Annotated in this window: 29 protein-coding genes and 11 pseudogenes; 39 read left to right on the forward strand and 1 reads right to left on the reverse strand. The window is 37.1% G+C overall.

The features are described 5' to 3' along the window. Nucleotides 1-2: 2 nt before the first annotated feature. The 39 genes and pseudogenes from Vt282_RS00670 (at nt 3) to Vt282_RS21605 (ending at nt 24,715) form a co-directional block, all read left to right on the forward strand. Nucleotides 3-1,175, forward strand: a pseudogene (locus tag Vt282_RS00670) (UDP-N-acetylglucosamine 4,6-dehydratase). Between the two features lie 330 nt (nt 1,176-1,505). After that, nucleotides 1,506-1,972, forward strand: a pseudogene (locus Vt282_RS20285) (DegT/DnrJ/EryC1/StrS family aminotransferase). After that, nucleotides 1,960-2,121, forward strand: coding sequence for a hypothetical protein (locus tag Vt282_RS20290; protein ID WP_232055077.1), 162 nt, complete (start codon nt 1,960-1,962; stop codon nt 2,119-2,121). Before Vt282_RS20285 ends, Vt282_RS20290 begins: the two are co-directional and overlap by 13 nt. Nucleotides 2,122-2,322: 201 nt before the next feature. Continuing rightward, nucleotides 2,323-3,465, forward strand: a pseudogene (gene neuC, locus Vt282_RS21155) (UDP-N-acetylglucosamine 2-epimerase). A gap of 5 nt (nt 3,466-3,470) precedes the next feature. Beyond that, nucleotides 3,471-3,838 (forward strand): annotated as a pseudogene (locus Vt282_RS21405) (N-acetylneuraminate synthase family protein). Between the two features lie 11 nt (nt 3,839-3,849). Next, nucleotides 3,850-4,199: pseudogene (locus Vt282_RS21410) on the forward strand (N-acetylneuraminate synthase family protein). 28 nt (nt 4,200-4,227) lie between these two features. Next, nucleotides 4,228-4,425 (forward strand): N-acetylneuraminate synthase family protein, encoded by a 198-nt coding sequence (locus Vt282_RS21415; protein WP_332057940.1) that lies wholly within the window; start codon nt 4,228-4,230, stop codon nt 4,423-4,425. Nucleotides 4,426-4,526: 101 nt separating this feature from the next. Next, entirely contained in the window at nt 4,527-4,877 is a 351-nt protein-coding gene (locus Vt282_RS20075; RefSeq protein WP_197739572.1) for a formyl transferase, read from the forward strand. Beyond that, complete coding sequence (locus Vt282_RS21550; protein WP_197740079.1) at nt 4,820-5,131, forward strand: formyltransferase family protein; 312 nt, start codon at nt 4,820-4,822, stop codon at nt 5,129-5,131. Before Vt282_RS20075 ends, Vt282_RS21550 begins: the two co-directional genes overlap by 58 nt. 316 nt (nt 5,132-5,447) lie before the next feature. Beyond that, nucleotides 5,448-6,502: pseudogene (locus tag Vt282_RS00695) on the forward strand (nucleotidyltransferase family protein). A gap of 275 nt (nt 6,503-6,777) precedes the next feature. Next, the gene (locus Vt282_RS20305; protein WP_232055139.1) at nt 6,778-7,002 is read left to right on the forward strand and encodes a Gfo/Idh/MocA family oxidoreductase; all 225 of its coding nucleotides are present in this window, start codon (nt 6,778-6,780) and stop codon (nt 7,000-7,002) included. Nucleotides 7,003-7,049: 47 nt separating this feature from the next. Beyond that, nucleotides 7,050-7,127: a hypothetical protein gene (locus tag Vt282_RS20310; protein WP_232055140.1), complete on the forward strand. Its 78-nt coding sequence runs from the start codon at nt 7,050-7,052 to the stop codon at nt 7,125-7,127. 450 nt (nt 7,128-7,577) lie between these two features. Then, on the forward strand, nt 7,578-7,640 hold the full coding sequence (locus tag Vt282_RS21420; protein WP_332057951.1) for a hypothetical protein: 63 nt from the start codon (nt 7,578-7,580) through the stop codon (nt 7,638-7,640). 362 nt (nt 7,641-8,002) lie between these two features. Further along, nucleotides 8,003-8,173, forward strand: coding sequence for a hypothetical protein (locus Vt282_RS21425; RefSeq protein ID WP_332057941.1), 171 nt, complete (start codon nt 8,003-8,005; stop codon nt 8,171-8,173). Next, nucleotides 8,170-8,936 (forward strand): annotated as a pseudogene (locus Vt282_RS00710) (oxidoreductase). Before Vt282_RS21425 ends, Vt282_RS00710 begins: the two are co-directional and overlap by 4 nt. Nucleotides 8,937-9,658: 722 nt before the next feature. Then, the gene (locus Vt282_RS00715) at nt 9,659-9,916 is read left to right on the forward strand and encodes a hypothetical protein (protein WP_162062312.1); all 258 of its coding nucleotides are present in this window, start codon (nt 9,659-9,661) and stop codon (nt 9,914-9,916) included. Between the two features lie 43 nt (nt 9,917-9,959). Next, nucleotides 9,960-10,112, forward strand: coding sequence for a Rossmann-fold NAD(P)-binding domain-containing protein (locus Vt282_RS20085; protein WP_197740080.1), 153 nt, complete (start codon nt 9,960-9,962; stop codon nt 10,110-10,112). A gap of 228 nt (nt 10,113-10,340) precedes the next feature. Next, nucleotides 10,341-10,529, forward strand: coding sequence for a hypothetical protein (locus tag Vt282_RS20090; protein WP_197740081.1), 189 nt, complete (start codon nt 10,341-10,343; stop codon nt 10,527-10,529). A 164-nt stretch (nt 10,530-10,693) separates the two neighbouring features. Next, on the forward strand, nt 10,694-11,101 hold the full coding sequence (locus tag Vt282_RS20315) for a hypothetical protein (protein WP_232055078.1): 408 nt from the start codon (nt 10,694-10,696) through the stop codon (nt 11,099-11,101). Nucleotides 11,102-11,118: 17 nt separating this feature from the next. Continuing rightward, entirely contained in the window at nt 11,119-11,490 is a 372-nt protein-coding gene (locus tag Vt282_RS20320; RefSeq protein WP_232055079.1) for an FAD-binding oxidoreductase, read from the forward strand. A 394-nt stretch (nt 11,491-11,884) separates the two neighbouring features. Then, a pseudogene (gene rfbF, locus Vt282_RS00730) lies at nt 11,885-12,657 on the forward strand (glucose-1-phosphate cytidylyltransferase). A 167-nt stretch (nt 12,658-12,824) separates the two neighbouring features. Then, the gene (locus Vt282_RS21555; RefSeq protein WP_415663424.1) at nt 12,825-13,148 is read left to right on the forward strand and encodes a GDP-mannose 4,6-dehydratase; all 324 of its coding nucleotides are present in this window, start codon (nt 12,825-12,827) and stop codon (nt 13,146-13,148) included. Continuing rightward, entirely contained in the window at nt 13,149-13,508 is a 360-nt protein-coding gene (locus tag Vt282_RS21560; protein ID WP_415663425.1) for a Rossmann-fold NAD(P)-binding domain-containing protein, read from the forward strand. A 284-nt stretch (nt 13,509-13,792) separates the two neighbouring features. Beyond that, nucleotides 13,793-13,969: a hypothetical protein gene (locus Vt282_RS21565; protein ID WP_415663426.1), complete on the forward strand. Its 177-nt coding sequence runs from the start codon at nt 13,793-13,795 to the stop codon at nt 13,967-13,969. Then, entirely contained in the window at nt 13,963-14,097 is a 135-nt protein-coding gene (locus tag Vt282_RS21570; RefSeq protein ID WP_415663427.1) for a hypothetical protein, read from the forward strand. The genes Vt282_RS21565 and Vt282_RS21570 overlap by 7 nt, the downstream gene beginning before the upstream one ends. Nucleotides 14,098-14,126: 29 nt before the next feature. After that, nucleotides 14,127-14,503, forward strand: a pseudogene (locus tag Vt282_RS21575) (DegT/DnrJ/EryC1/StrS family aminotransferase). Nucleotides 14,504-14,572: 69 nt separating this feature from the next. Beyond that, nucleotides 14,573-14,907 (forward strand): annotated as a pseudogene (locus Vt282_RS21580) (DegT/DnrJ/EryC1/StrS family aminotransferase). Nucleotides 14,908-15,031: 124 nt separating this feature from the next. Beyond that, nucleotides 15,032-15,265: a dTDP-4-dehydrorhamnose 3,5-epimerase family protein gene (locus Vt282_RS21430; RefSeq protein WP_162062313.1), complete on the forward strand. Its 234-nt coding sequence runs from the start codon at nt 15,032-15,034 to the stop codon at nt 15,263-15,265. After that, the gene (gene rfbC, locus Vt282_RS21435) at nt 15,255-15,602 is read left to right on the forward strand and encodes a dTDP-4-dehydrorhamnose 3,5-epimerase (protein WP_332057952.1); all 348 of its coding nucleotides are present in this window, start codon (nt 15,255-15,257) and stop codon (nt 15,600-15,602) included. Before Vt282_RS21430 ends, rfbC begins: the two co-directional genes overlap by 11 nt. Continuing rightward, on the forward strand, nt 15,595-16,146 hold the full coding sequence (locus Vt282_RS00755) for an NAD-dependent epimerase/dehydratase family protein (protein WP_162062314.1): 552 nt from the start codon (nt 15,595-15,597) through the stop codon (nt 16,144-16,146). The genes rfbC and Vt282_RS00755 overlap by 8 nt, the downstream gene beginning before the upstream one ends. Before the next feature lie 322 nt (nt 16,147-16,468). Then, a complete protein-coding gene (locus Vt282_RS00760) occupies nt 16,469-16,591 on the forward strand; it encodes an NAD(P)-binding protein (RefSeq protein ID WP_162062315.1) in 123 nt (40 codons plus the stop codon). Beyond that, nucleotides 16,581-17,051, forward strand: a complete 471-nt coding sequence (locus Vt282_RS00765; protein WP_162062316.1) for a hypothetical protein — start codon at nt 16,581-16,583, stop codon at nt 17,049-17,051. The genes Vt282_RS00760 and Vt282_RS00765 overlap by 11 nt, the downstream gene beginning before the upstream one ends. 4,590 nt (nt 17,052-21,641) lie before the next feature. After that, nucleotides 21,642-21,914 carry an EpsG family protein gene (locus Vt282_RS21590; protein ID WP_162062318.1) on the forward strand — a complete coding sequence of 91 codons (273 nt, stop codon included), beginning with the start codon at nt 21,642-21,644 and terminating at the stop codon, nt 21,912-21,914. Between the two features lie 46 nt (nt 21,915-21,960). Continuing rightward, entirely contained in the window at nt 21,961-22,443 is a 483-nt protein-coding gene (locus Vt282_RS00780; protein WP_232055080.1) for a hypothetical protein, read from the forward strand. After that, nucleotides 22,421-22,657 carry a glycosyltransferase gene (locus tag Vt282_RS21595; RefSeq protein ID WP_415663440.1) on the forward strand — a complete coding sequence of 79 codons (237 nt, stop codon included), beginning with the start codon at nt 22,421-22,423 and terminating at the stop codon, nt 22,655-22,657. The genes Vt282_RS00780 and Vt282_RS21595 overlap by 23 nt, the downstream gene beginning before the upstream one ends. 507 nt (nt 22,658-23,164) lie before the next feature. Next, nucleotides 23,165-23,272 (forward strand): NAD(P)-binding protein, encoded by a 108-nt coding sequence (locus Vt282_RS21600; RefSeq protein WP_415663428.1) that lies wholly within the window; start codon nt 23,165-23,167, stop codon nt 23,270-23,272. Nucleotides 23,273-23,309: 37 nt separating this feature from the next. Further along, nucleotides 23,310-23,774, forward strand: coding sequence for a hypothetical protein (locus Vt282_RS20095; RefSeq protein ID WP_197740082.1), 465 nt, complete (start codon nt 23,310-23,312; stop codon nt 23,772-23,774). 315 nt (nt 23,775-24,089) lie between these two features. Beyond that, the gene (locus tag Vt282_RS20100) at nt 24,090-24,416 is read left to right on the forward strand and encodes a hypothetical protein (RefSeq protein WP_197739566.1); all 327 of its coding nucleotides are present in this window, start codon (nt 24,090-24,092) and stop codon (nt 24,414-24,416) included. Nucleotides 24,417-24,541: 125 nt separating this feature from the next. Further along, nucleotides 24,542-24,715 (forward strand): glycosyltransferase family 2 protein, encoded by a 174-nt coding sequence (locus Vt282_RS21605; RefSeq protein WP_162047379.1) that lies wholly within the window; start codon nt 24,542-24,544, stop codon nt 24,713-24,715. An 874-nt stretch (nt 24,716-25,589) separates the two neighbouring features. Here the strand turns inward: Vt282_RS21605 and Vt282_RS21610 are convergent. Then, nucleotides 25,590-26,146: pseudogene (locus tag Vt282_RS21610) on the reverse strand (sugar transferase). Nucleotides 26,147-26,668 lie beyond the last annotated feature (522 nt).

Here is a 26,668-nt window from a genome sequence, read left to right on the forward strand (position 1 = left end):
CCATTCTCCCTCTCATCGGTCGCACCGATGCTCTGTTTACGCAAGACATAGCCCAGCACGAAGCTGAGCTTTCCAACGTCGTTTCTCAGTCTCGCTTTTGGTTCTTGGAGGTGCTGGCTCAATTGGCCAAGCGGTGACTAAAGAGATCTTTAAGCGTCATCCGAAAAGCTTCATGTTGTCGATATCAGCGAGAACAACATGGTGGAATTGGTGCGTGATATTCGCAGCTCGTTTGGTTACATCGACGGTGATTTCCAAACCTTCGCACTCGACATTGGCTCGATTGAGTATGATGCATTCATCAAGGCCGATGGTCAGTACGATTACGTGCTGAACTTGTCGGCACTTAAGCACGTTCGAAGCGAAAAGACTCATTTACCCTGATGCGTATGATTGATGTCAACGTGTTCAACACCGACAAAACCATTCAACAATCGATTGATGCAGGCGTGAAGAAATACTTCTGCGTATCAACCGACAAAGCGGCGAACCCAGTCAATATGATGGGCGCTTCTAAGCGTATCATGGAAATGTTCTTGATGCGCAAGAGCGAGCAAATTGCGATTTCTACTGCGCGTTTCGCCAACGTGGCATTCTCAGATGGCTCTTTGCTGCATGGCTTTAACCAGCGTTTACAAAAGAACCAGCCGATCGTAGCACCCAACGACATTAAGCGTTACTTCGTGACGCCACAAGAATCAGGCGAATTGTGTCTGATGTCGTGCATTTTGGTGAAAATCGAGACATTTTCTTCCCGAAATTGAACGAAGCATTGCACCTCATCACGTTTGCCGACATTGCGGTGAAATACCTCAAGCAGCGCGGCTATGAACCTCATTTGTGTACCAGTGAAGACGAAGCGCGCGAACTGGTGCACACGCTGCCTGCGCAAGGTAAGTGGCCATGCTTGTTCACTGAAAGTGACACTACCGGTGAAAAGACTTCGAAGAATTCTTTACCGACAACGAAACCCTCGACATGGCGCGTTTTGACAACCTAGGCGTGATCAAAACGAACCACTGTATGAGCCTGAAAATTGGCGCTGTTTGAATCGACCATTGCGCAGATGAAAACGGACCGTGCTGGACCAAAGAGCAAATCGTTGATCTGTTTTTGCCATGATCCCAGATTTTGGTCACAAAGAGACCGGCAAATACCTCGACAGCAAGATGTAAGGAATGAGCATGAAACCGTCATCGATTGTCGAGTTTGTTCGCGACACCTACCAAACCAACGATTTCATTCCGCTGCATGCGCCGACCTTTGACGGCAACGAAAAGCGTATGTGATGGAAACCATTGACAGCACCTTCGTCTCGAGCGTGGGTAAGTTTGTTGATGAATTTGAACATAAAATGGAAGTCTTTACTGGCACGGCAAAGCAGTGGCCACCGTCAACGGTACGGCGGCCTTGCATGCGGCGCTTTACATGGCGGGCGTAGAGCGTGGCGATTTTGTGATAACCAAGCGCTGACGTTTGTTGCGACTTGTAACGCGCTATACCACATGGGTGCGGAGCCAATCTTTGTCGATGTATCACCGATGAGTCTCGGCTTGTGCCCCAAAGCGCTTGAGCATTACCTTGAAGAGCATGCTGAAATTACCGAACAAGGCTGTTTCCACAAAGGGCGCAAACAACGCATTAAAGCGGTGGTGCCAATGCACGTTCGGCCACCTGTGGAACTGGATGAGCTGATCGCGGTGTGTCACAAGTGGAAACTTGTCCTGGTAGAAGACGCGGCTGAAAGCTTAGGCTCTTTTACAAAGGCCAGCACACGGGTACACTGGGTGAGTTTGGCGCGGTGAGTTTTAACGGCAACAAGATCATCACCACCGGTGGTGGTGGCATGGTACTGTGTCGCGATCTGGAAGATGGTAAGCGCACCAAGCATGTTACCACCACGGCAAAAGTGCCGCATCCATTTGAGTTTATCACGATCAAGCGGGCTTTAACTACCGCATGCCAAACTTAAATGCAGCTCTAGGGTGCGCGCAGATGGAAGTGATGCGTAGTTACTTGGCGCAAAACGCGTGCTTGCTGCGCACTATGAGCAGTTCTTTGCAGGTAGTGATGTTCGTTTTGTCACTGAACCAAGCTACGCGCAGTCAATTACTGGCTTAATGCCGTGGTTTGTCCAGACAGCGAAATGCGCGATGCGTTGTTGTCAGGTACCAATGAAGCGGGAGTAATGACTCGACCAATATGGAAGCTAATGCATAGATTGCCAATGTTTGAGAATGCAATACGTGGCGATTTAACTCACTCTGAGTTTTGAGGCACATTTAATCAACCTTCCGAGCACGCCAATAGAGATCAAATGATATGAAAAAAGTTGCAGTTTTCACGGGTACTCGCGCAGAATATGGCCTTCTATATTGGTTGCTAAAGATATTCAAGTTGATCCAAACTTAGAGTTACAGTTATTGGTTTCAGGGATGCATTTGTCACCAGAATTTGGAAATACATATCAGCAGATAGAGAGCGATGGTTTTCATATCGATGAGAGAATAGAAATACTACTTTCTTCTGACTCATCTGTGGGAACAGCCAAAAGTATCGGCTTAGGTGTTCTAGGTTTTCAGATGCTTTATACCGTCTCAACCCGGACGTTCTTGTTATCTTAGGTGATCGATTCGAAGCTTTGCTGCTGCTCAAACAGCAATGATACTACAAATCCCAGTGGTTCATTTACATGGCGGAGAAATTACGGAAGGGGCGTATGATGATGCGATTCGCCATGCTATAACGAAGCTTAGTTACCTCCATGGGACCTCGACAGATGAATATAGGGATAGAGTTATTCAATTAGGTGAGTCTCCGGAACGTGTTAAGAATATAGGGCAATTGGTTTAGAATCATTTAAATCGAGGCTCTTTCATGGGGTGGTCGAATTGGGGAGTCCTTAAATTTTGCAATTCGAGACCTTACTTTGTCGTCACGTATCACCCTGTAACCCTAGGCGACGAAGCTCCTGAGCAAGTTTTCAAGCTTTACTTGATGCTTTAGATTGTTACCCTGAATATCAGATTATATTAACTTACCCCAATGCAGATGAAGGTGGGCGACGCATTATTCCTCTGCTTGAAGCTTACGCAACGTCAAACCCAGATAGAGTATTAGCGATCGCATCTCTAGGACAGATCCGTTATCTAAGTGCAATAAAAATGCAACCGCAGTTATTGGAAACTCATCAAGTGGAATTATTGAGGTACCTTCATTTAATGTACCAACAGTTAATATCGGTGTTCGGCAGAAAGGTCGGTTAGCCGCCAAAAGTGTTATTGATGCGGAGCCAACTAAAACAAGTATTTGCTCTGCAATTGATTATGCTATAGCAAGGGAATATATGGTTGACGGAAAAATTGTAATCAACCCTTATGGTCTGGAAATGCTAGTGGGCAAGTAATACAAATGATTAAAGATATGAAGTTTAATCCGTGCAAACAATTTTTCGATATTAAGTAGGTTTTATGACGGTAATAATTGCTGAGGCAGGAGTGAACCATAACGGTTGTCGGAAACTCGCATTTCAGTTGATAGATGCAGCTAAAGCTGCTGGTGCTGATATTGTTAAGTTTCAGACTTTTAAGGCTAAAACTTGGCTTCCAAGCTTGCACATCAAGCTGAATATCAAATTGAAAATACGAAGAAAGAAGAGTCTCAACTGGCAATGTTAGAAAGGTTAGAGCTGCCCTATGAATTACACTATGAGTTGATTGACTACTGTGAAAATATTGGTATCGAGTTCCTTTCAACAGCTTTTGATTCAGAAAGCTTAAATTTCTTAGTAAATGATTTAGGTCTAAAAAACTCAAGCTTCCGTCAGGTGAAATCCTAAATGCTCCTCTTATTTTAGAGCATGCCAGAACTGGTTGCGACATTATTTTGTCTACAGGTATGGCAACGCTTGCAGAGGTTGAAAATGCGTTGGGAGTGATCGCTTTTGGGCTTACTCAAGATAAATTAGCTCAACCTCAATTTTTCATTTAAGAAGCCTACGCTTCTATTGAAGGGCAGAAAGCGTTAAGAGAAAAAGTTACAGTTCTTCATTGTACAACAGAGTATCCAGCTCCTGTGAGTGAAATAAACTTGAAGGCTATGGATACTCTTGCTTCATCTTTGGATTACCGGCTGGGTACTCAGATCATAGTGAAGGTATTACAATTCCGATTGCTGCTGCTGCTAGGGGGCGGTGCTAATTGAAAGCATTTTACATTAGATAAGACTATGGAAGGACCTGATCATAAAGCGTCATTAGAACCACATGAATTAGCTTTGATGGTGAAGGCTATTAGAGATATAGAAACTGCTCTAGGCTCAGGCGTTAAGTTTCCAACAAATTCTGAGGTCAAGAATAAAGCCGTAGCTAGAAAGAGCCTTGTTGCAAAGTTAGATATTACTAAGGGGATCTTTTACTGTAGATAACTTAACGGTAAAAGACCAGGTTCAGGTATCAGTCCATTTCAATATTGGGATTTGCTTGGAAAGCAAGCGTCCAAGTCATATAAACAGGATGAAGAAATTTCATGAAAATTGGTTATTTTGCAGATGGTCCTTGGTCACACAAAGCGATAGAGTTGATTTCTGAAACAAAAGGTTTAGATATCGTATTTATTGTACCTAGATTTGATACCCAAGATCCTGTTTTGAAAGAATGGGCGGACAAACTAGGTATTCCCTATATCCCAGTAAGAGACGTGAATACACAAGATTTTCTATCGATAATGGATGAGTTTGAACCTGAACTTTTAGTATCAATGTCATTTAATCAAATATTAAGGAAAGATATTATTGATTATGCACCTCTAGGTTTTATTAATTGTCACGCTGGAGCTTTACCTTTTATCGAGGGCGTAATCCACTTAACTGGGCTCTAATTAATGGAGAGTCTAAGTTTGGTATAACAGTTCATTATGTGGATGAAGGTATTGATACGGGAGATATTGTTGAACAAAGGTTATATTCAATAACGCAAGAAGATAATTACCAAACGCTCTTAGATAAGGCTATCAATGAGTGTGCTAACGTATTGTTTTCTGCTATATTAAAATTTCACAAGGTGATATTGAAATTATTAAGCAAAAGATATTCACCCTGTTGGAACTTATTTTGGAATAAGAACCATTGGTGATGAAGTCGTTGATTTTAATTGGGGTAGTGAGCGTTTCTTTAATTTCGTAAGAGCGATATCTACGCCAGGACCTTGTGCTCGATTCTATTTTAATGGCAGTGAATTTGCGATAGAAAAGCTGAATTAATAATTGATGCGCCTAATTATATCGCAACAATAGGTGAGGTGGTTGGAAGAAACTCTGATGGTGTTGTTATAAAAGTTGGTGATAATACGATTAAGGTAACTAGTGTTCGGAATGTAATAAATAATAAGTTATCTGAACCCTATACACCTTCTTTTAGAATTGGTACAAGATTAGTTAATAAGGCTTATAATGAATAAATTGTGGGAAAAAGTCATTATAAAGCCTGGGACATCAATAAAAGATGCTCTTCAAGTTATAGATGATAATGCTATACGAATAGCTCTAGTTGCTAATGATGATTATCAACTTCTAGGAATTGTATCTGATGGTGACATTCGAAGAGAATATTAAAGGGATTTCTTTAGATTCACCCGTAAATAATGTAATGAATGAAAATCCATTTACTTGCATGTTTGATACAGATAAAGAACAGCTTGTTCAAGAAATGAATCGGAGAAATATTTTATCTATCCCTCTTATTAAGGATGGGAAAATTGTGGGTTTATCATTGTTGCATGATGAGCTTATTGAGCAACCTGCATACCAAAACCAGTGTTCATTATGGCTGGTGGTTTTGGTACACGTTTACGTCCCCTCACTGATTCATGCCCTAAACCTATGCTTGAAATAGGAAATAAGCCGATTTTAGAAACTGTACTTCGAAGTTTTATTAAAGCTGGCTTTATGAATTTCTATATTTCTACTCATTATATGCCAGAACAAATTGAACAGCACTTTGGTGATGGTTCAGAGTTTGGAGTCAATATTACATATGTCTATGAAGAATCTCCGCTAGGTACAGGTGGCGCATTAGGTTTATTACCAAAAATTTACCTGAAGACTTACCGCTTATAATGATGAACGGTGATGTACTAACTAAGGTTGATTTTCAACGCTTACTAGATTTCCATGTTGATAATCAAGCCGATGCAACCATATGTGTGCGTGAGTATGATTATCAAATTCCTTACGGCGTGATTAGTGGTGAGGAAACAAGATAACTAGTATGGACGAAAACCAGTTCAGCGTTTTTCGTTAACGCCGGAATTTATGTTGTTTCACCTAGAGTTGTTCAATCTGTTCCTGTTAATCATCGTATTGATATGCCAACCCTACTTGAGCAGCACATGCATGAGAGAGAGCGAGTGTTGATGTTCCCGATTCATGAATATTGGCTCGATATTGGCCGAATGGATGATTTTACTCGGGCACAAGCAGACATTCATACTTTAGGACTCGATTGATTATCATGAGCAGTATAATTAATAAAGTTGCAGTTGTGGGCTAGGTAATATAGCAACGAGACATAGACGCAATTTGAAGCAACTTTTCCAATGGCCACCTTATACGCAATGTCCGCTAGTGGACGAGCTCCTAGCGAACTTGTAAGTGATTGCGATCAACTAGTCTCAAGTATCGATGAACTAATTTCTCAACAGGTGGCGTTGGTAATTGTCGCATCCCTGCTCCGTTTCACGCAGAGCACGCAATTCCATTGATTGAAGCTGGCATACCTGTTTTGCTTGAAAAGCCTGTTACTACAACGCTCGAAGATGTAAACAAAATTCAGCGGGCAATGACTAAATATCAGACTCCAGTAGCCATTGGTTACTGCTTACGATACATACCGTCTGCACAAAAGCTCCAAGCCTTGCTAGCTAATCATAAAGTGGGCGTATTATATAATGCACATATTGAAGTTGGGCAGTATCTCCCAGACTGGCGCCCGAGTAAAATTATCTAGATACTGTTTCTGCGAATAAACACTTAGGTGGTGGTGCACTTTATGAGTTGAGTCACGAACTGGACTACGCCCAATGGTTATTTGGCCCGTTAACTTTAGCACGCAATACTACGGTCAACGTCTGAACTAGGTCTAAACGTTGAAGATATTGCTGATATTGTGACTGTAAATTCTTCAAACATGGTAGCTAATATCCATTTGGATTTTTACAACGCAAAGCTAACCGGAAATGTAGTGTTATTGGTAGTGAAGGGCGCATTGATTGGGATCTGATTGGGAACCAATTATTGTTTACAACCAAGGAAGGAACAAGAGTGCTATATCACGAGCCTGAATGGGATAAAACCAAATGTATCTGGCAATGATTAAGGATTTTGTTCATATGATTCAAGGAAAAGCTAACGCTTGTATATCTTTAGATGAAGCGAAAAGTACCATTAATTTGATTAATGAAATCAAATGCCATGCATACTGCTTATAGAAATTGAAATGAAAAATTATGCGTTTATCTTTGCTCGTGGAGGTTCTAAAGGGCTTCCGGGAAAAACATTAAGCCGCTGGCTGGAAAGCCTTTATTGCAATATTCTGTTGATACAGCTCTTGAAACATCAATGATAGAAAAGTTTTGTATCTACTGATGATCATGATATTGCCCAAGTCGCTTTAAATGCAGGCGCTATTGTAATTAACAGACCAAAAGAATTGGCGACAGACAGCAGCCCTGAATGGCTATCTTGGTGTCACGCTATTGAATGGGTGACGGAGCATTATGGTAATTTTGACGGCTTTGTTAGTTTGCCTGCGACTAGCCCTTTAAGGAGCGTTGAAGATATTGAGGCTGCAATTGAGCAGAGAAAACTGATAATGCGGATATTTGTATTTCAGTTACTCCGGCAAATCGCAGTCCTTTCTTTAATATGGTAAAAGAACCAAGGAAGGCCTTGTTGAGTTAGCTATTCAACCAGAGTTTGATGTAACTCGTCGTCAAGATGCACCAGAAATGTTTGATATTACTACGGTTGTTTATGTTACTACACCAGTATTTGTTTTAAATAACTATGGTTTGTTTTCCGGGAAAGTGACCAGCATAGAAGTACCAAAGCAACGAGCAATTGATATTGATGATATTTATGATTTTAGATTAGCTGAAGCCATTCTCGAGGAGAGATAAATGAAGGGTTTATTGGAAAATCAAAAATACTGGTTGTGGGTGCTGGTGGTTTACTTGGAGCTAAAGTCGTTAAGCATATTTTAGAGCAAGGTGCTCAAGTCATAGCTGCAGACATAAACCTAGAGTTGATCAGAAATAAACTTGTTGCACAGAATATAGCTATTGAAAGCGTTGGCATTGAGTTAGTTAAGTTGGATCTTACAAATGACCTAGATGTTAAATCTTTTTATGAATTGTAGTGACATTACCGGTGCCGTTAACTGTGCTTATCCAAGAAACAAAACTTATGGAGCTCACTTTTTGATGTGTCATTAGATAGTTTTAATGAAAATTTATCTTTACACTTAGGTAGTGCATTTTTATTTACTCAACAATGTGCCGCATACTTTATCAAAAACAAGTTCCGTTTTCATTGGTTAATATTTCTTCAATTTATGGCGTGGTAGCACCTAAGTTTGATATTTATAAAATACATCAATGACAACGCCAGTAGAATATGCGGCTATTAAGGCTGCTATTCAACACTTAAATAGATACGTAGCATCTTATGTTAACGATAGTAAATTTAGGATTAACTGTGTTAGCCCTGGTGGTATATTTGACCATCAACCAAGTGCTTTTAGAAGCGTATAAAAACAATACTCATGGTGTGGGTATGTTAGACGTAGAAGATGTTATTGGATCAGTACTATTCTTACTTTCAGAACAGTCTAAGTATGTTACAGGTCAGAACATCATTGTTGATGATGGATTTACGCTCTAATTAGTGACAGATATTTTAAGCTTAGATAGGCAATTAATTAAATGAAAAATAATGTACTTATTATTGGTGCAGGTCAATTAGGAAGCCGACACCTTCAAGCATTAGCTCAGTTAGATGATCAGTTTAGTGTCTACGTTCTGGACCCATCAGAGATCTTTAGAAGTTGCTCAATTGCGCTATCAAGAGGTTGTTCAAGAAATTTCACCCGATGTAACTTATTTATCGGATATAGATAATATCGCAGGGATGAATATCGATGTATGTATTGTTGCTACAAATGCGGACATACGTTTGGGCGTAATTAAGCAACTAGTTGATAAATTAAAGTCAAACATTTAATACTTGAAAAGTACTTTTTCAATCCGTTGAACAACTAGTTGAGGCGGAAGAGATCCTTGATAGATCGGGGATTAATACTTGGGTGAACTGTCCAAGAAGGCAATTTATCGAATATCAAGACCTTGTAAGAACATATCAAGATGCAAAGTCTATCTCTATAGACGTTCGAGGTTTCAATTGGGGTTAGCTTGTAATGCTATTCACTTTATTGATCTTTGGAACTACTTTGCTGATTTCTCAGATTACACGCTGGATTTTGAAACTGATGTCCGAATTATCGATAGTAAACGCGCAGGTTTCAAAGAGATAATGGAGGTCTTTCAGCGCAATCAGGTCGACATAATTTATCCCTACGATGTGATCAAGAAGATAATGGTCAAGTAGTGCTGGATATTTCGCTAATCATTGATGGAGAACGTATCGAATTGTCTGAGCGTGAAGGTGCTATACGTTGGCTTCTTACAGATGGAACAATTATTAAAGAGTTACCATTACAAGTTCTTTTCCAAAGTCAGCTATCAAATAAAGTTGTTCTAGATTTAATTACGAAACAAGACTGTGAATTGACCTCATTAGCGACTTCAATAATGCTGCATACGGAGTTTCTGCGCAAGGCTGCAACATTGTTCGCTCAAGTGTGAGCAGTGAGCTAAAACAATTAGTTCCAATTACATAAGGTGAAAAATGATACTAATGATTGGTGCCGGAGCTATGGCACAAGAGTATGCTAAAGTTCTTAATGGCTTAGAGCGTAACTATGCCGTAGTAGGGCGTAGCGAAGCTTCAGCATCTAAGTTTAAAGATGTAACTGGTATAAGCCCTTTGTTGGTGGGCTGAATAAATTCTGTGAGACAACAGATCTTACTCAATATGAGTTTGCTATTGTCACGACAGGTGTTGAGCAGCTTGCGTCTACGACGATGCAATTGATCGGTCAAGGAATTAAAAATCTTAGTAGAGAAACCAGCAGGACTTGATGTACAAGAAATCGCTGAACTTGCTAACTATGCTGAGAGCTATAATGCACAAGTGTATGTTGCTTACAATAGGAGATTTTTCTCATCTTTGCTTGCTGCTAAAAACATCATCAAACAAGATGGCGGCGTTCAAAGTTTTAATTTCGAACTAACTGAATGGGGCCATGTCATCGCTAACCTAGAGAAAGGTGAAGGCGTAAAGAAAATTGGTTCCTTGCAAACACCACTCACGTTACAGATATGGCTTTCTATCTTGGGGCTTTCCTTTAAAGATTGAGTGTTTTGTTAGCGGTGGTGCGGAATGGCATACACGATCATATAATTTCTCTGGAGCGGGGATATCGGAGACTGGTGCCTTATTTGCCTATCATGGCAACTGGGAGCCCTGGGCGTTGGAGTGTTGAGGTATTGACTTCTGCCCATCGATTGATATTTCGACCAATGGAAAAGTTACAAATACAAAAGCTAGGTAGTGTAGCTGTCGAGTTTGTAGAAATTGATGACTCACTTGATAATGAATACAAGCCGGGTTTATATAAGCAGACAGAGGCGTTCTTAAGTGGTGATGTGAGTAATCTTTGTACTCTCTCGGATCAAAAGCAACATATTGATCTATACAGCCGTATAGCTGGTTATAACGAAAAAGAGCTTGATATGAAGTATAACATCACTATCCAACCTGCCGGTGTTAGCTATACGAGTGACGAAAACCTGCTTGATGATGCTATATCACAGTCTGTTCCCTTGAGCATAGCTGCAAAACAGGTGAATGTGGTGTGTAGTTCGGAGGTGATCTCCGGTTCTGTAGAAAATGAGAACGGTGAGCTTGTAACTCAGGGTGCATTCTGACATGCCAATCAAAGGCAATGTCAGATATTGTCCTAAAAGCCAACTATTATCCAGAACTAACACATATCAAGCAACAAACTATCCCATGCAAAATAGCAAGTTTTGAGTACGTTACTGAAGATATTGTTTCGATTAGGTTGAGGTTTCCACCAACAGTTGCATTTGATTATTTGCCAGGTCAATATGTTGATTTAAGTTTTAAAGGTATAAAGCGCAGTTATTCAATAGCAAATGCGAAATCTGAATCAAAAGAACTAGAACTTCATGTTCGAAAAGTCCCGAATGGACAAATGTCAGAATTGTTGTTTGGTAACTTGAAAGAAAATCAGCTTATGCGTTTAGAAGGGCCCAAAGGTACTTTTTCGTTAAAGAAAACACAAAACCATTAGTATTAATCGCAACCGGGACAGGTATAGCACCAATAAAAGCCATCGTTGAAGAGCTAATCGCAAAGAAGATAAGCGGAAGGTTTATATTTACTGGGGTATGCGATATAAAAAGAACTATATTGTAATGAGCTATTTTCTCTGTCTGAGAAAAATAAAACATTAATTTTTTCCTGTATTATCGAACGAGCTTGAAGGAACGTCAGAATATAAAAAGGCTACGTTCAAAATGCAGTGGTTAAAGATTTTGATTCATTAGAAAAATTTGAAGTGTATGCATGGTTCTCTTCGTATGATAGAAAACGCAAAAAGCTATTTTACAATATCATCTTCCTGGTGATGCGTTTTTCTGATGCGTTTACCCCTGCAAAATTATAAGAATTAGTTGGAGCGACAAATGAAGGCAGTAATTTTAGCTGGTGGCTTAGGAACGCGTTTGAGCGAAGAAACTTCCGTGAAGCCAAAGCCAATGGTAGAAATCGGCGGAAAACCGATTCTTTGGCATATCATGAAGCAGTATTCAGCACATGGCATCAATGATTTTATTATTTGTTGTGGTTACAAAGGCTATGTGATCAAAGAATATTTTGCTAACTATTTTTACACATGTCAGATGTAACGTTTGATATGAAAAACAATGAAATGAAGGTGCACCATAAACGAGCTGAACCATGGTCTGTTACTCTTGTGGACACGGGTGATAATTCTATGACTGGTGGGCGCTTAGGTCGTGTTGCTGATTATGTGAAAGATGAAGAGGCATTTTGCTTTACCTATGGTGATGGTGTTTCTGATATTGATATTACTAGAACTATTGACTTTCATAGGTCACATGGAAAAAAGCTACGCTAACAGCTACCTTTCCCCTGGTCGTTTTGGTGCTTTAGATATTACTAAAGGTCAAGTAAACAGCTTTAAAGAAAAGCCAAAAGGTGATGGGGCAATGATTAATGGTGGCTTCTTTGTTTGTCACCGGAAGTTTTAAAATATATTGATGGTGATAGCTGTACTTGGGAGCAATATCCGCTGAACAAACTGGCTGAAGATGGTGAATTAATGGCTTATGAGCATCATGGTTTCTGGCAGCCAATGGATACCCTACGTGATAAGGTTTACTTAGAAGAATTATGGCAAGCAGGTAATGCGCCTTGGCAAATTTGGGATAAATAATATGAACCCAAGTTTTGGAAAGGTAAAAGAGTATTTGTTACGGGTCACACAGGCTTTAAAGGTAGTTGGTTATCTCTCTGGCTTCAAGAAATGGGAGCGATTGTAAAGGCTACTCTGCCTGCCCGACTACCCCAAGCTTGTTTGAAGAAGCGAAAGTGTGGGAAGGTATGTCTACTGAAGAGGGTGATATCCGTGACTTTACCCACTTGCGTCAAGTGATGAATGATTTCAAACCTGAAATTGTTTTTCATATGGCAGCGCAACCTTTGGTCCGTCTCTCATATGATGACCCCATGGGGACTTATTCTACCAATGTAATGGGCACGGTTTACTTGCTTGAAGCCGTTAAACAGATTGGCGGTGTTAAAGCAGTCGTTAATATAACCTCAGATAAGTGCTATGAAAACCGAGAGTGGGTGTGGGATATCGAGAAGACGAGCCTATGGGAGGATATGATCCATACAGTAACAGTAAAGGCTGTGCTGAGTTAGTTGTATCTTCTTATCGCCAGTCTTTTTAACGCTGGCAAATACACGGAGCATGGATGTGCGATTGCTTCTGTTCGTGCTGGTAACGTGATAGGAGGTGGTGACTGGGCGGCGGACCGCCTGATTCCGGATATTCTTCAAGCGTTTGTAGCTAATCGTAAAGTAGAGATCAGGAGCCCTCACGCTATTCGACCTTGGCAACATGTTTTAGAGCCGTTATCAGGTTATATCACGATAGCGGAGAAGTTATACTCAGAAGGCTCAAGTTTCGCTGAAGGCTGGAACTTTGGCCCTAAAGATGAAGATGCTCAACCGGTTGAGAAAATTGTTAACCACCTAGCCCAATCATGGGAGAGGAGCTGAGTGGTTCTTGAGCCAAGAGGTGCATCCTCATGAAGCTCATTATCTGAAACTGGATTGCTCTAAAGCAAAAATGCGTCTGAATTGGCAGCCAGTTTGGGATCTAAAACTACTTTAGATAAGATCGTAAACTGGCAAAAGCTTGGCTTAATGGCGAAGACATTAAGGCCTACACGATCAATGAAATAAAAGAATACATGACCGCAAGAGCAGGTAATAAATAATGTCGAAAGAGCAACTAAGAGCTCAAATTGCTGACTTAGTAGAGCAATATGCAGAATTAGAATATGCACCAAAAGAATTTGTTGGCGGAGAGCGTGGTTCCTCCATCAGGTAAAGTTCTAGGCGCGAAAGAGCTTCAACTTATGGTTGAAGCTTCTCTAGATGGCTGGTTAACTACTGGTCGCTTCAATGACGCATTCGAAAAACGTCTAGGTGAATACCTTGTGTACCTTATGTGCTAACCACTACATCAGGCTCTTCGGCTAACCTTCTTGCGTTAACTGCACTGACCTCACCAAAATTAGGTGAGCGCCAACTAAAACCGGGTGATGAAGTCATCACTGTTGCAGCCGGCTTCCAACAACGGTAAACCCGACGATTCAAAATGGCCTAGTACCTGTGTTTGTAGATGTTGATATACCAACCTACCAAATCAAGCCAGAAATGATTGAAGCTGCAGTTTCTGAAAAGACAAAGGCGATCATGGTTGCACATACGCTAGGCAACACCTTTGACCTAACTGAGGCCGTGTGATAAACACAATCTGTGGTTGATGCCCTTGGTTCAACGTACAACGGTCAGATGGTCGGTACTTTTGGTGATATCGCCACGGTGAGCTTCTATCACATCATATTACCATGGGCGAAGGCGGTGCGGTATTTACTAAAGATAGAGAGTTACGCAAACTGATTGAATCATTCCGTGATTGGGGCGTGATTGTTACTGTGCACCAGGGTGTGACAACACTTGTGGTAAGCGTTTTGATCAGCAATTAGGATCATTGCCTAATGGCTATGATCACAAATACATATTCCCATTTGGGTTACAACCTAAAAATCACTGATATGCAAGCTGCCTGCGGCCTTGCTCAGATGGATCGCGTTGAAGCTCTCGTTCAAAACGCAAGGATAACTACATTTACCTTCGTGATGGCCTAGTCTCTTGCGAAGAGTTCATCATTCTTCCTGAAGCTACAGAAAACTCTGACCCATCATGGTTTGGTTTCCCAATCACCATTCGTGAAGAGTCTGGCATTGACCGTGTAGACCTGCTGAAGTTTATGGATCAATACAAGATTGGTACTCGCCTTCTGTTTGCAGGTAACCTAACGCGTCAGCCGTACTTTGAGAACGTTAACTACCGTGTTGTTGGGAGCTTACCAACACTGACCTTATTATGAACAACACGTTCTGGATTGGTGTCTACCCAGGCCTTGACAAAGACCACTTAGACTTTGTTATTGAGAAGTTTGAAGAGTTTTTCGGTGTAAGCTTCTAAAACATAATAACCAAAATGGAAAGCCAATGAGAAATCATTGGCTTTATTTAATGAATGTAACTCAACTCGATATTTCTGGATGCTACCTCATCGAACTTCCAAAGTTTGAAGATTATCGCGGAGCATTTATCAAAACTTATCATCCGAATCACTTTGAAGGCACGCCATTTCCGAGTTTAACCTTCAAGAAGAATTTTACTCAGTATCAAAAAGAACGTTCTACGTGGCCTTCACTTTCAGCACCACCTGCTGCACAATAAAATTGTGACTTGCCTAGAAGGTAAAGTGCTCGACTTCTTTGTTGATATCCGCAAATGCTCAAGCACTTACGGTAAAGTTGTGACGGTTGAGTTAAACTCTGAGCACCCACAACTTGTCTACCTGCCTATCGGGATAGCGCATGGTTTTCTAACTCTTTCTGAGCAAGCAACCCTCCTATATAAGACAGATCATATCTATGCCCCGGAACTTGATCAGGGAATTTTATGGTCAAGTATAGGACTTGAACTTAATGATCTCGATTTAGACACTCTCATTATTTCTGAACGAGATAAGGCATTTCCAACATTAGCTGACTACAAGAGCCCATTTGAATGAAAGTACTGATCACTGGTGCGACGGGATATCTCGGAAGATTACAGAACATTATCTTAGATTAAACTGCGAGGTCATCACCATTGGACGCTCGCTTCAAAATGATATCGTTGCTGACTTAGAAGAAGTAAACGTTGAAGAGCTTGTTACGCAGGTCAGAGATGTTGATACAATTGTTCATTGTGCAGCAATTAACGAGGTTTTGATTAATGATTCGATTGATAGGACTTACAATATTAATGTCACATTAACTCGTAAGCTTACCGAATTAGCGAGCCTTGCCGACATTCGCTCATTTATTTACATCAGTACTTTTCATGTATATGGGATATCAAGTGGTTTAGTTACAGATAAGAGTGAAATCAACCCGATAAATGACTATGGGCTCACTCACTACTTGTCTGAGGAAATCATTCGAACTAGAAGCAAGCAAGCAGAGTTTAACTACCTAATCATTAGACCTACAAATATCTATGGTGCACCAAGTTCATTCGATACCTTTGATCGCTGGACGTTAGTGCCATTCCAGTTTTGCGTCATGCGTTAGTTGATAAGAAAATAACGATCAACAGTAGTGGCCAGCAATACAGAAACTTTGTGTCTATCAATGATGTCCTTGATTGCCTGAGTTTAATCGGTAAAGAAAAATCGTTAATGCCTACGGTAGTATGGAGCTCAGTATCTCTGACTTTGCTAAATGTATTGCTGAGACAATGAGTAACTATCTTAACACACATATTGACGTTGAGATAAAGGTGCCTCCGAACCTGGTGATTATAGGATTACAGTGAAGAACGAAGATAGTGAGTTCACTCCTAAATATGGGGAATTGAGAAGTTCATTCGAAAAATGTTAGAAGATAAAGAACAATGGATAAAGTAGTCATTTTAGGAGCGGGTATTGCTGGTATTTCGGCATGTTATCACGCAAAAGCTAAAGGCATGCATGCTGTTTGTTTAGAGAAAAGCTCAACGGTTGGGATTGGTTGGTAACTTTACCGTTCAGGGCTTTCGATTTGATAAAGCAATTCATCTAAGTTTTACATCTAATGATTACGTAAAATCAATTTTTGAAAAAACAGACTATATCAGTCATAAACCGAATGCATATTGTGTAGAAAATAAAAAGTGGTTTAAGCATCCGATCCAAAATAACCTATTTCCACTTCCCGTAGATGAAAAAGTGTCTTTAATTAAGTCATTCACGGAGAGACCAGATCTGATTCCCCGGAATTATGGAGAATGGCTCGATCATCAATACGGTTATGAACTATCAAAGAGATATCCCAAAAATTACACCAAGAAGTATTGGGGCTTAGAAGCTGAGCATCTTTCTACAAGTTGGATCGGAAACAGAGTTAGAAGGGCTGATATACAAGAGCTTTTATTGGGAGCATCTGAAAAAGAGATGATAATCATTATTATGCATCAGAGATGCGTTATCCAAAAGTAGGCGGTTATTTTCAGTTTATTCAGGGCATAGCAGATAGCTGTGATATTAAAATAGATAAAGAAGCGATTAAAATAGATCCTATAAAAAATATGTAATGTTTAGTGATGGAGATATACAAAACTATGCCACTCTAATTAGTACGCTCCCATTGCCGGAAATTATTAAGCTTATCCCTAATGTACCTGAAGATGTAAAACTTAGTGCCAAGAGTTTACTTTGACTACTGTCGATTTGATTTCGATTGGTTTTAATAAACCAAATATCCCACCCTATCTTTGGTATTACATCTATGATGAGGACAATCTAGCAGCAAGGGCTTATTCCCCATCGTGGAAGTCACCAAATAATGCTCCAATTGGTAAATCATCACTTCAGTTTGAGATATATAATTTATCTACAAAGAAAAATTAGATCCAGACATATTAAAAGATAATATTGTTAAAAACTATTGAAAGAAAATCTTTGTGAAGAGAGTGATATTATTTTGTTCACCATAAACATTTGCCTTTTGGTAATGTCGTTTTGATATAGGAATGGAAGAGCATCGTAAAATTGTTCTAGATTATTTGTCATCTATAAATATTAAAACATGTGGACGCTTTGGTGAATGGGATTACCTTTGAGTGACCAAAGTTTTTAAGTGGATATGATTGTGTCAGAGAATTATGAGTAGCTTAGGTAAGTCATCAGCTATATATACTCTGGGTAATATTTTACCTCAAGTCGTAGGTTTTATTTTTCTTCCTATATATAGTTCGGCAATGTCAGTAGAGGATTTTGGTATTGTTTCATCTATGGAAGTTTGTCATCAATTGTCATTATATTTATGACATTATGTCTTGACCGAGCTGCACAACGACTCTACTTTGTAAAAGAGATTGACAAAAATCACTACTTTCTACTTTGTATATAGGAGGGTGTTGTTTTCATTTTCATATTTATTGTTTTGCATTTATCAAGACATTATTTAGAAATGATATATAACAATATTGATTATAGCCCATATATGCTCTTATGCATAATCACTACTTTCTTGAATGTATTTTCGTTAATACCTTCTATATATTATCAACTATCTAATAATCCAAAGTTATTTATACTATTTAAGTTAGGCAAATTTTTCATTCAGATCGGGTTGATAATTTGGTTTGTCGTGTTAAACAAAGAAGGAGCATTGGGTCAGTTAACGTCATTGTTATACACGGCAATTATTTTTATACCGATTTCTCTATTTATTTGTTTCAAAGAATTCGGTTTTAAATTTAAACTTGATCTTTTAAAGAGGCGGTGAGATATTCTTGGCCATTTATTCCCACTTTATTGATAGCGTGCTTAATATGTCAGATCGAGTGTTTATTGAGCGTTACTTAGGTATGCAAGATCTTGGTATATATTCGATGGCATATAAGTTATCGATGGCATTTTGGTGATTACCAGTTCGTTTTCTTTAGCTTTTACACCGTTCTTTCATAAAGTTGCTGAACTGGGAAATGAAAGTAAAATGAGCTGAGTATCAAAATTGATAAGGTAATACGTATATTTATATACGTATTTTTTCAGGATGTCTTTTGTCCAGAGAGGTGGTCTCTACTTTTTATCTAATAATTATGAGTGCTCACTACATTATAAATATATTAATGACTAGTCACTTATTTTCAGCTATTATGGTGTGTCTAGTGTTTTATATATATTACAAAGTAAAAAAGTAAGCTCAATTTTATGTTGCGTCTATTTCAGCAATAGTTAATTTACTCTTAAACTTTTATTTATTCCTGAGTTTGGAATGTATGGAGCAGCAATAGCTACACTTCTGTCGATATTGACACTTAATTTTGTTCAGTATCAAAAATCAAAGTCGTGTTATTTTATTCCATTGCCTTGGGTGAATTATATAACTACTATATTATTATCGTTAATAACTGTAAGTGTTATTAACTGGTTTATTCAAACAGTTGGTTTATTATCATTTTCAGTTAAGATAGCATTAGTTATTTTGTTAGGCTATATTTAACTAAAAGTATCATTGGTTATAGTAAGGTTTTAAATTGTTCAAAATAGAAAATACAACGATAATCATCCCTACTCATGAAAGAAAATGGCATTTATTATGATCAATTAAATTCTTTAAGGATTTTGATGTTAATGTTATATATGTTGATTCTTCAAGAGAAAAACTGAATTTTCAAATCTCCAGCAAGAATTAAATACTACCATTTGCCTGGATTGAAATTTCATCAAAAGGCATTATATGCATTAGACAAAGTCAATAGCAAATTTGTCAGCTTTTGTGCGGATGATGATTTTTAATTCTAGTACAATCAGTAAGGCTGAAAAATTTTAGCTAGAAAATCAGTATCATCAGTAGTTGGTCAGTATCTTTTTGACGACGGAAAAGCTGAATTTTATAAAACCAAATTATCTGAAGGTAATTCAGAAGTATCAAAGTCAGATCGTGAAAATATAAAAAATACATGTCACAATATCACCAGATTTTATGGGCTGTCTACAGAAAAGATTTAATTATACTCGCATATCAGATGATAGATAGACTAAGTTTTAGTAACGATAACTTTATTGAAATATCGATAGCAACGGTCATGTCTGCAAATGGGGAATAAAGGTCATTGACGATGTTATCGGTGTTCGAGAGGTTACATTGTTGGATCATTGGGGAAAAGACATAAACCTATAGCTACAGCATATAGAGATCAAGATGAGGATACTTTACTTGATATTGATAAATTTATTAATGGTTCAGAACCAACGGTTTCTAGTGTATTAGCGAAATTGTCAATTGATACATACATTGAATCATTTCCGAAAAGAAAATTTTACAGATTAAAGAAGTTATTACCTAGAGCACTAATTTCTATTATATTATGGTTTAGATTTAGTTATAAAAAGATATGTAACATTAGACAATGAGTTGATTTCTATTCAAAACGTTTTGAACGATTATTACCCAAGAAAAATAAAAATAGGAATAGTTAGGATTTATTTTAATGCTTCTTGCGTTCAATACTACTCTAGTTAGAAATTATAAGAATAAATTGATGCGTAGTGTAGATAAACGTGATGAATGATTTAAGTAATAATCAAAACCTTATTTGTTCAAGTTGAATAGAGTTGCTTAGATTGATATATTTTAACATGTTAATGACTAATCATTTTCTTATAGAAGCACATAAAATAAATAAACAGTCCAATTGAGTTGAAATAATATAATGAAAATTGCACATCTATGTATAACGTATAATCATCTAATGTTTGCTTTAGCTACATCGAAGATGCTACATAATTACGAGCATACAATTTTATGCCGATTGACTATCAATTTGTCCCTGAATTAGTACGAAAAAATTGAGAGTAATTTTCATAAAGTTAACTTTGTTTTTCATGTGAGTCGAGTTTTATTAAAGAGTTTTCAACGTTCCCATGTTTTTTCCCAACATATTAAAAAGAAATCTTGCTTTTCATGGCTTTCATCTTATAAGCCCATTTGGCTGGAAAAGCTTTCAAATGAATAATAAATTTGATTTATTTTACACCTATCATTCAGGGCCTTTTCTATCTAAGGTGTTATCTGGTTGTAGCAAAAAACTATTTTGAGAGGTGATGGTTTTGCTAATTATAAGCAACAGAAAGTTGGGATTTTAAAAGGATGTATACGATTTATATTTGGTCTTCCTTTTCTAAGCAAGTTTGGGAGAGGAACGATGGATTGACGAAATTGAGGTTGTTGAACCCTCGCTACTTCCAAATAAAATCGTAGTTAATAAATCTTCAAAATTAAATATCGAACATATAGTATCTATTTGTAAGGAAGATGATTTCAAACAAGCTATTGTTAATTGCTTTTCTATTGATTTTTATCAGATAATTACTTCGACTCATCGGTAATTTTTCTTTCACAGCCATTAGATAATGCTGTTGTGCTCGACTAATGAGATGATTAGGATTAATAATCTAATTATTGATTTTTTGATAGAAAAGGATTTAAAGTATATGTTAAGCAACATCCGAGAGAAGCGGATATTAATTACTTAAATGCACGCATGTTGCCAAGAACGGTTCCAATTGAAATATTTAGCCTTTGGGGATAAATTTCCATTATGCGGTATCTTTACATAGCGCTGGAATTCAAGATGAATTTGTTATTGCAAAGATACAAAAAATCTCGTACCTTTGAAGTACTTTGACGCTGACCATTTTCATCTGGGAAGATATAGTGGTAAAGGGTTAGATGAAATGATGGAGTAAATTGTTCATGACGATATTTACTTTTAATAGTTTGATATTATCTTTACTAATAATAGTATCATGCTCTATAAGCATAATTGTAAATTCTGAGAAGTACAAAAACTTTATATTTTCATAGTTCTCGCATGTTGCTACGTTATTTCTATCCGTGATCGAGGATGGGATGTGCAGTTATATAAAGATATATATTATTCCATTAATGATTTTTCATTATTGTTAACTAATTTTACTTGGTTGGAGCCGGGTTTTTACTAATTATATCCATTCTCAGATCTCTTGACGCGTCATTTTTATATTTAGTCTTATTTGGTCCGCTATTACGTTGTTTTTTTGTCGAAATTAATATCTAGGCAAGATAAGTATCATTTGATTATAATGTCACTCTTCATATTTTTGTACTTTTATAGAGGTCCGTTTGGTCAAATAAGACAAGCATTATCTATGGTTATGTTCCTGTATTCGCTAACATACTTAATGAACAAGGAATATGGTAAGTATCTCATAATAAATATTTTGAGTCTTACGATTCATAGTACTGCAATAATGAGTTTTCCATTTCTAATTTTTATATGGCGTTCAGAAAATGCAATAAGTTATATTTAAACATTTTGTGTTAATAGCTCTGTTACTCAGCTTTATTGATTTTCATTTGTTGCTATCTGAAGTTTTGACTGTTTTAGATCTTGGTAGAGTTGGATATAAATTGAATTATTATATATCAAACTCATCTATTAATGGTTATAGTATCAACATAGAAACATTAAGAATGGCTTTTGTTATTTTTATAGTATCATGTATTTACCCTAAACTAGATATGGTCAAATTGCCAATAAGAACTTATATTCTTGCCTATTATTTTGGTGTTATTGTTTATTTTGTATTATCTTTTGATTTAAGAGTTGCATCTAGAACAGCTAGAGGATTCTTGATGGCAGAGATTATAATTCTACCTTTTGCACTGGATTTTATTTATAATAGCAAGAATAAATTTTTCTTTAGGTTAACTTTATTGTTTATATGTTTTGTATATCTGGCCCTAGAGCCATTTATGATGAAAAGTGGGAAATTATCTATGGTTGAAATGAAAAATTCAGATACTTATGGCGACGATGTTCAGAAATCAATTAAATGATATTGATTGGGCATCAAAAGGTGTGGTAAGTGATGTCATTTTGATAAATCAAAGTGATTTTCATGGAGTTGAACAAACAGATCGAATCAAAATGGTCTCCACTGAAGAACGAGGTAGTTCAAGGAGTAGAAACCTAGCACTAAGCCATGCCAATAGCGACATATGCATTATTGCTGACGATGATGTAAGTTACTTAAAGGATATGAAGATATAATTAGAAAGGCTTATGAAGACTATCCAGATGCCGATATAATTACATTTCAAATCCAAACAACAGAAGGGAAACCATTTAAATGTAACTATTTTAATGAAGCACGTAAACATACCCCTTATCAATATTAAAATGTGCATCAATTGAAATTACATTTAGAAATAAATCAATTATAGAAAGTGGGCTAAAATTAGATCTTGAATTTGGTTTGGGAAGTAAGTATCGCGTCCATGATGATTATTTTTCTAAAAGATGCTTTGGATGCAGGTTTGAATTGTTATTACGTTCCTGTACCGATAGTTGTTCACCCACCTGAAAGTTCAGGCACAGATTACAACCAAGATTTGCTTTATTCAAAGGGCTGCTTTTACAGACTTTTAAGATTAAAGCACTAGCTTTTGATCTAGTATTTGCGATCAAAACATCACGAATACAAGAATAAGTTTAGTTTCTTGAGTTGTTTAAAATTAATGGTAAAAGGTACTTTGGAGTATAGGAGAGAACATATTAATGGATAAGGTAAAATATCTTATTGTTGGAGGTGGCGTTTCTGGTCTTGCTTTTGCAAATTTTGTCGAAAGTGAAGATTATTTAATTATTGAAAAGAGGCTGAGTTAGGTGGATACTGTCGCACGATTTATCAAGATGGATTCGTATGGGACTTTGCAGGACACTTTTTCATTTTGCTACTGACAAGTTAAAACATTTTTTCCAAGAACGTATTGATACACAACAGCTTGTTTCAAGGGAAAAGGTCACTAAAATCTATTTTGATGGTGATTATGTAGATTTTCCGTTTCAATCTAATATTCATCAATTACCAAAAGAAAAATTTATCGAATGTTTATATGACCTTTATTTCAGAGAAGATAAAACAAAATATAATTCATTCCTAGATATGCTTTATTCTAAGTTTGGTAAAGCCATCACTGATTATTTCCTTAAACCGTACAACGAAAAATTATATGCTTGTGACCTTGATCGTCTCGATGTAGATGCTATGGGTAGATTTTTCCCTTATGCTAACCTAGATCAAGTTGTATCATCATTTAAGAAACAATCAGTTGAAGTTACAACGCTACATTTTTGTATCCTAAAATGGAGCAAAAGTGTTCGTTGACGCTTTATCTCATAATATCCCTCAAAATAATATTTCACTAAATGAAGAAATATTATCTATAAATTAGAAAATAAAGTAGCCGTCACTAATTGTCGTGAAATTTCGTATGAATATCTAATAAATTCTATGCCTCTTAAATCACTTATGGAAGCAGTGAATAGAGAAGATTATAAAATGCTGCACTTGAATTAACGTACAATAAAGTTCTAGTATTTAATTTAGGATTCGATAAAAATCTTCGTTGCAAGATGTACATTGGTTATACTTCCCTCAAAAGACATTAATTTTTATAGAGTTGGCTTCTACGATAATATATTGCAAACTGATCGTTTAAGTATGTATGTTGAAATCGGTTATGGACCAACGGCTGAGGTGAATATTGAAGAGCAACTGGTTAAAACAATAGAATGTCTAAAAGAAACGGAAATTATTACTGATCATAAGCTTATCTCATACACATCAATTCTTATGGATCCTGCCTATGTTCATGTCAGTGAAAAGTCAAATAGGATTAAAGAATCCACATTAACAGAACTTTCGGATTATCAAGTTTATTCAATTGGTCGTTATGGTGATTGGAAGTATTGTTCAATCGAGGACTCAATGACTGATGCGATAAACTTAGCAATAAAGATTAGCTAAGTTTAATTATATTATATAAATAGCATTAATATTATGCTATTTATAATGTTTTTGATGTGAATCTTCACATTATATTACCAATAATGGTTTGAGGAATGGGATACAAAAGCAAAGTTTCAATAATAATGCCAGCGTACAACTCTAGTGCGCATATTGCAGCCAGTATCAATTCAGTGATAAAGCAGAGCTACCAAGAGTGGGAGCTAATTATCATCAACGATCGTTCAAATGATAATACACTTGACATTGTATCTTCTTATATAGATAGCGATAAAAGGATTTTTAGTCGACAATACTGAGGTTTTGGAGGGCGTATTTCGCCCGAAATTTGGGTCTTCAGAAAGCTACAGGACGATTTATCTGTTTTTAGATAGTGATGATGAATGGCTTCCTAGTAAGTTAGAGCGTCAAGTTAATTTAATGGAAAAAACAATTGCTCTGTTTCTCACACGGGATATTTTAGAGTCACTAATTCTGATGAGATTTTAAATCGTGTTCGAGTTTTAGAGCATGTAACTTATAACCAGCAATTAAAGTCTAATAGGATTCCTAATTTAACAGGGTTATATGATAGAAGCAAGATCGGTATTTTTATCAAAAAATATGGGACATGAAGATTATGAAATGTGGTTAAGAATTTTGGAAAATCAGTATCTTTTGGAATTGATGAACCTTTAGCTTTATATAGGGTGACATCGAATTCATTGTCGTCTAATAAATTTAGATTCATGTTATGGCATTATAACATTTTGAAGTCAACAAAATTGAATATTTTAAAAGAGCATACTATTTTATGTGTTATATTGTTTTGCGCTTATTAAACGTATTTGAAATAAATGTAATGGTAATATCTGGATGATTCTTTAACTCAAAAATTAGTCTTGAATTATGTTTTAGAACGGGTTTTCATTGCTATTTTTAACAATGGATTGCCCATCAAGTTGTTCAATATAATTATTTGTCTAACTATGCGACCACACATTTGCCTTTGTTTTAATAGCCTGAAACATCTCAAGGTTTGCCAGAATATATAATTATATATTTTTATTTTTAAAAGTAATCTTAATATCTAGATTATCGGGTATTTTAATTAAAGAAAATTGCTCTTTTACTTAAGAACCTACGTTTACTACATAATTATAGTTGGTATTGATAATGTATTCGTTGGGGCATTTATTTTGCCCTGAACCCCGTCAACATGGTCTTGATGGTTTTGATTACAATGTTCATATCCAACCAGAAAGAAAGATGCTTTATGTAGTACAAATCATGGGCAAGTTTTTCTCTAGTTGAATCTGTACAATCAGCATAGCCTTGAACAGTTTGAGCCCAACCTGTTATTCCAGGTTTGACCATGTGACGATAGCCGTAAAGGATTTCACTCTCAAATTGCTTTACGAAGCTACCTTGCTCTGGGCGTGGTCCGATTAAAGACATATCACCTTTCAATACATTGAAAACTGTGGTAGTTCATCAATTCGGACTTTGCGAATAAAACGTCCAATTTTAGTGACTCTGGCTTGTTCTTCAGATGCAAACTTGTCTTTAGCTCCTTGTGGTTTGACTGTCATGCTCCGGAATTTATAAATTTTAAAAGCCTTTCCTCCTTGACCTATACGATCTTGAATAAACAGTATAGGTCCTGGATTTTCGATTTTGATCAAAATAGCTGTAATTAACATTATTGGTAAAGTTATAGGCAAACTGAGAATTATAACTACCGATTCCATGTTCTTTTAAATGCTTGATATATAGGATTAGGACTCAGCGTGCCGACACTATTTTCAGATAAATGGCGAGTCTGTACTTTACCTTCGACCATTTCTCTAATGCTCTCAGAGTGAAATACTGGCACATTGTTGATACTACAATCTGCAATAAATTTTTCCGTTTCTGGACTTAGCTCTCCATGTAAGTCTACAACAAGTCCACCTTGAACATTGTGAACATCTAGGTGTTCGATTTTTTATTTCTAAGCGAGCGTGTTTTGAATGGAAGTTGTCATAATCAAAGTTATTAATGGCACTAAGTCTTATTTTATGATATTCACTGCGAAAGGATGCGCTGAGATACATCCATAGTAAATGGAAAGAAAATCCGTAGATTAGTATTTCTCTTGAGTATTCCACTCTAAATAAGAGAATTAGAGCCATCGCTACAGCGTAGACGAACGCGAGCACTGGTAGGATATAATATTTACGATCAACTAAAAGATAGTTAGTGATTTTGGGTATAGTAAGAGATGTACATAT

Origin of the sequence: Vibrio taketomensis (assembly GCF_009938165.1) — a bacterium.
In the GTDB taxonomy this organism is placed as follows: Bacteria; Pseudomonadota; Gammaproteobacteria; order Enterobacterales; family Vibrionaceae; genus Vibrio; species Vibrio taketomensis.